Raw genomic sequence first — 2606 nt, 5'->3', positions numbered from 1 at the left:
GGCCTCGGGAGCCTGCGTCGAGCCTCCCGACCGTCCGCCGCGACCACGACGACGACCGCCGCCGGCCGAGTCGGTGTGTCCGCTCTCGTCCGCCCGCGGCTGTCGCTGACGCTGCTGCTGGACCGGGGCCTCCTCGACGTGACGGATCGGCGCGACCTCGCCCACGAGCTCGGTGACCGCCGGCGAGGTCGCGGTGACCTGCTGCGGGGTGACCTTGATCGCCGCTGCGCGCATCATCTGCGCGACGTCGCGGCGCTCGGCCGGCAGCGTCACGGTGACGACGTCGCCCGAGGAACCGGCACGCGCGGTGCGGCCCGAGCGGTGCAGGTAGGCCTTGTGCTCGGTCGGCGGGTCGACGTGCACGACGAGCTCGACGTGGTCGACGTGCACGCCACGGGCGGCGACGTCGGTGGCGACCAGCACGAGGGCCTCGCCGGACGAGAACTTGGCGAGGTTGCGCTCCCGGGCGCCCTGCGACAGGTTGCCCTGCAGGTCGACCGCGGGGATGCCCTGCGAGCTGAGCTGCTTCGCAAGGCGCTTCGCGTGGTGCTTCGTGCGCATGAAGAGGATGCGACGACCGGTGCCCGAGGCGAGTGCGCGGACGAGGTCCTTCTTCGCGTCGGCGTCGGCGACCTCGAACAGGTGGTGGGTCATCGCCTCGACCGGGCTGGTCTCGTCGTCGACCGAGTGCATCACCGGGCTGTGCAGGAACTTCTTGACGAGCTTGTCCACGCCGTTGTCGAGCGTGGCCGAGAACAGCAGGCGCTGCCCCTGCTCGGGCGTGGCCTGCATGATCTTCGTCACGCCGGGCAGGAAGCCCATGTCGGCCATGTGGTCGGCCTCGTCGAGGACGGTGACCTCGATGTCGCCGAGGTTCACGTGCCCCTGCTGCATCAGGTCGGCGAGGCGACCCGGGCAGGCGACGACGACGTCGACACCGGCGCGGAGCGCGTCGACCTGACGGCCCTGGCCGACGCCGCCGAAGATCGTCGTGGTGTTCAGGCCCATCGACTTCGCGAGCGGCGCGAGCGTCGCGTCGATCTGGGTCGCGAGCTCACGGGTCGGGGCGAGCACGAGCGCACGGGGGCGACCGGCGCGACGCGGCCGACGGCTCGCGGCGAGCCGCGCGGCCAGCGGGATCGCGAAGGCGATCGTCTTGCCGGAGCCGGTGCGCCCGCGGCCGAGCACGTCCTTGCCCTGCAGGGAGTCGGGCAGCGTGTCGGCCTGGATCGGGAACGCGGTCTCCTTGCCCTGCTGGGCGAGGGACTGGACCATCGGCGCGGGGACGCCGAGGTCGGAGAAACGGATGTCGGAAGGAATGGCGCTCATCGTGACCTTTCGAGCCGGCTCGTGCCGGCCGTGGGCGCGCTCGGTTTCGGCGCGCGGGCGGGATCCCCGCGTCAGCAGAGGCTGACGCGGTCGCCGCAGCAGAGAGCCTGGCACCGGGTGACGGTGCGCGATCATCGACCGGATGAGGGTCGGGAGTCGGGGGCGTCCGTACGACGCACGAGGCGATCGGCGCCTCGAGTACCACCAGCATAGCGGGTACCCGTGGAACGAGCCGAGGCTGTTCGCGCCCGGCGTGCGATGATCCCCTCGTGCGCACGCGATCCGTCCTCCTGACCACCGCGATCGCGCTGGTCGCCGTCCTCGGCAGCGCGGGCTGCGCCGAGGCTGTCGCCCCCGCCGCGTCGCCGGCGTCCTCGCACCGGGACCTGCCGACCGCGGGCCTCCCGGACTACCAGCTCGGTGGCGGGTACACGCCGCCCGCCGGTGTGACGATCGTCGAACGCGACAGCACCGACCGTCCGGCCGCCGGCAGGTACTCGATCTGCTACGTCAACGGCTTCCAGACGCAGCCGGGAACGCTCGCCGAGTGGGAGCGCCGCGCACCCTCTGCACTGCTGCGCGACGACTCCGGGGAACTCGTCGCCGATCCCGGCTGGCCGGACGAGGTGCTCCTCGACACCCGGACCGCCGCGGAGCGCGCCGCGATCACGGCGGAGCTGACGACGTCGGTCGCCCGGTGCGCCGACCGCGGGTTCGACGCCGTGGAGTTCGACAACCTCGACTCGTGGACGCGCTCCGGGAAGCGCCTGACCCGGTCCGGGAACCTCGCGCTCGCGACGGCGCTCGTCCGACTCGGGCACGAGCACGGCCTGGCCGTCGGGCAGAAGAACACCCCGCAGCTCGGGAAGGCCGGTCGGCAGTCGACGGGCTTCGACTTCGTCGTCGCCGAGGAGTGCGTGCAGTACGACGAGTGCTCGGCCTACACGGCGGCGTACGGGGAGCGCGTGATCGACGTCGAGTACGCGGACACCCTCGGCCGGTCGTGGGCGTCGGTGTGCCGGCTGCGCGACCGTCCGGCCATGACGATCCTGCGGGACCGCGACCTGGTCACCCCGGCCTCGGACGAGTACGTCTTCGAGCACTGCTGACGTCACGGTTCCCGGTTCGCGGTTCCGGGTTCCGCGAGACGCAACCTCGGCGGCAGTGCGCAGCGGCACGGCGTTGCGCGGCCCCGCGGACGTTGCGTGTTGCGGAAGGCGCGGGGACGGGGACGGCCGGGAGGCGCGGATCGCGTCCGTCCCGCGAGCTGCGAGGAC

The 2606-nt window shown here is 72.8% G+C and carries 2 protein-coding genes; one reads left to right on the top strand and one right to left on the bottom strand.

Going from position 1 to position 2606, the window contains the following annotated elements:
- Window positions 1-1329, bottom strand: a 1329-nt coding sequence (locus tag D8M35_RS15965; protein ID WP_238638280.1) for a DEAD/DEAH box helicase, incomplete at its 3' end; no start/stop codon positions are given.
- Window positions 1330-1598: 269 nt separating this feature from the next.
- Here D8M35_RS15965 and D8M35_RS15960 point away from each other — a divergent pair.
- Complete coding sequence (locus D8M35_RS15960; protein WP_126892695.1) at window positions 1599-2438, top strand: endo alpha-1,4 polygalactosaminidase; 840 nt, start codon at window positions 1599-1601, stop codon at window positions 2436-2438.
- Window positions 2439-2606 lie beyond the last annotated feature (168 nt).

This window comes from Curtobacterium sp. HSID17257 (assembly GCF_003989515.1).
Lineage (GTDB): Bacteria > Actinomycetota > Actinomycetes > Actinomycetales > Microbacteriaceae > Curtobacterium.
The sequence above is the reverse complement of the archived record's forward strand: the minus strand, read 5'-3'. Positions and strand labels throughout refer to the sequence as shown.